The sequence below is a fragment of the methane-oxidizing endosymbiont of Gigantopelta aegis genome (genome assembly GCF_016097405.1).
In the GTDB taxonomy this organism is placed as follows: Bacteria; Pseudomonadota; Gammaproteobacteria; order Methylococcales; family Methylomonadaceae; genus Methylomarinum.
On sequence record NZ_JAEHGD010000010.1, the window covers coordinates 1 to 2,164 of the forward strand.

General features: G+C 50.0%; 4 protein-coding genes and 1 pseudogene. 1 reads left to right on the forward strand and 4 read right to left on the reverse strand.

Annotated elements, in window-relative coordinates:
• Positions 1-77: 77 nt before the first annotated feature.
• Positions 78-398: pseudogene (locus JEU20_RS14720) on the forward strand (IS66 family transposase); the annotation flags it as partial.
• Positions 399-444: 46 nt separating this feature from the next.
• On the opposite strand, the gene JEU20_RS14725 reads toward JEU20_RS14720, so the two are convergent.
• The 4 genes from JEU20_RS14725 to JEU20_RS14735 form a co-directional block, all read right to left on the reverse strand.
• A complete protein-coding gene (locus tag JEU20_RS14725) occupies positions 445-780 on the reverse strand; it encodes an ISAzo13-like element transposase-related protein (RefSeq protein ID WP_281066869.1) in 336 nt (111 codons plus the stop codon).
• A 68-nt stretch (positions 781-848) separates the two neighbouring features.
• On the reverse strand, positions 849-983 hold the full coding sequence (locus JEU20_RS15535; RefSeq protein ID WP_281066868.1) for a hypothetical protein: 135 nt from the start codon (positions 981-983) through the stop codon (positions 849-851).
• 320 nt (positions 984-1,303) lie between these two features.
• Positions 1,304-1,816 carry a hypothetical protein gene (locus JEU20_RS14730; protein ID WP_198246896.1) on the reverse strand — a complete coding sequence of 171 codons (513 nt, stop codon included), beginning with the start codon at positions 1,814-1,816 and terminating at the stop codon, positions 1,304-1,306.
• Positions 1,817-1,911: 95 nt separating this feature from the next.
• Positions 1,912-2,164: hypothetical protein (locus tag JEU20_RS14735; RefSeq protein ID WP_198246897.1), on the reverse strand; the 253-nt coding region annotated here is incomplete at its 5' end.

The following is a 2,164-nucleotide window of genomic DNA, read 5'->3' on the forward strand; positions in this document are numbered from 1 at the left end:
GGCCGCACGAACGAAATGTTCTATAAATCCGGTGGTTAGAGTATTGTAGGGTGATGGTGAAGGGGAGGTCTGACCTGGACTGTCCTCACAAGAAGACACACGCCTTGGCGCGTGAGTTTCTCAACGATTGGGATGCCATCTGGGTGGTGCTGAAATTTCCATGGCTGCCCTTAACCAACAATGAGGCGGAAACAGCGCTTCGCCACTGGGTCATCGCGCGTCAAATCAGCCACGGAACCCGTACCGAAGAAGGATCCCGGGTCTTCGGATTACTCGCCAGTGTGGTGGAAACTTGTCGTAAGCGCGGCATCTCACCTTGGCCCTATATCGCCGAAGTCGTCGCCGAGCGCCGCAAGGGTAACCCTGCTCCCCCTCTCCCTGCTTCCGCTACCGCGTAGCCTAAGGATCTGTCCAAAAATAACTTACCGATTTTGTCCGATCTACTCAATCTGGCGTTCCAAGTGGGCGAATCGTATAGTTCCATTGTGGACAGATATCACTCCGTTCCAAATTCAAGGCCTTCATCTCGGCATTTGTGACCTTCAGGCCTTTCTCGTAAATTTTTTCATTCAAATAGGCTTTGATCTTCAAGCCTGTTGTCGTTGCTGTACCACGAATATAATTCAGTACTGTCTCGACAGTCCGCAAAGGTACGCCCGCCCAGTTGTTGCTGATAAAGCTAAACATCTTGTGTTCAATCGGATTATATTTTGAACATCCCCTCGGATAGTGGCAGACGGTTACCGTTATTCCAAGACGATTGGCAAGGCTTGTTTGCAGCTGCTTTTTCGTAACCGTTTAGTCCCCCCCCTGCGATTTGCCGGTTTTTGCAGTGCGCCAACCAACTATCAATGAGTTACGACGGTTTTTCGGGAAAATTGCTGGTTTTTGAGGGGGGGGTCTAAACGGTTACCCAACTCATTGTGTACTGCAAACGCGCAGCCAATGATCTGGCCCGTCAAATCCGTGTCGATGATTGCCATTGCACTCTCCTGCGAAAATATGAGACAGGATTATAGTCAGATACCTTTTTTTATAAGAATTAGACAGGATTAACAAGATTTCTCAGGATTTACAGGACTGCCATTCTGAAAAATATATCTGTAGTATCCTGTTAATCCTCTGAAGTTTCCTGAAAATTGGGTGAATGTATTTTTCACCGATTTCATTAAAATCAATACGTTAGGAAAATGAGCCGTTAATGCGTACTCAAAAACCAGAAGATCCTGGGAGAAATATTGAACGCAATCTTCGTAAGTGCTTGAATTTTCATATTTTTCAGTTTTTCAATTTTCAGGAAACCTCAGTAGGAGAAATACCCCCGGTCATAGACCACGACATCTTTTGGCTTCAAGGCCTTCAGATGGGCAACTGCCAGGCGGCGTTCACTCATGTGCGGGGCCAGTTCAAAATCATGGGGGATTTGTGATTTGAGCTGATACAGGCAACTGACCAGCCCCTGCGGATAATGGGACGTGTTGGACGGCATGGCGTAGTCCGCATGACGTAGCGGGCGTGGTAGATTGATTTTCATGCCGTCCACCGCAAAAAGACGCCGTCCAAGCCAGTGGTAGGATGCCGACGTTTGCTCGTAGGCGGCTATAATACGGCGATTGAGGGTCTTGAAAACGGTTTCATCGAGCTTCTTTCGTGCCGTGCAAAATGCCGAGGCCGCCACGGGCTTAGCTTGGGGCAAGGGGATGCCCAGACATTGGCACTGCGCCCAGAGTTCGACAATGGTGGTGCCGTAGCCCTGTCGATTCTTCGAAAATACCAGGCGGAAGATAAACAGCATCAGCAACAGGGTATCGATCACGCGCCGCCGCTGTCGCCATTTCGCATCGAACTCGTCCGATACCAGACCTCGACTTTTTCGACCAAAACAGCGCCTATTTTTGGACAGTTTGACGGCTAAAGTGGGGAATCACCCACTTCAACGACGATCCGTTTACCCAGAGGAGTTTGGGCGCCGAGCGAGGTGAGCTTGCGGCAAAACTGTTCTTGGGCGGCACGCCGTTTGGATTGCGGCAGGGACTCCAAGCGAACGGTGACGGCGTTGGTGGTGTTGCGCACCCAGCCGTGACAGTGGGTGATGGCGTAAAAAAGGTCAACCACTTCATTATCGTTCCTGTACTCCGTCCGCAGCCAGTCGACCATCTGTTTA

Coding starts and splice junctions, on each gene's coding strand:
- JEU20_RS15535 (WP_281066868.1), bottom strand. CDS start 983: ATGGCAATCATCGACACGGATTTGACGGGCCAGATCATTGGCTGCGCG.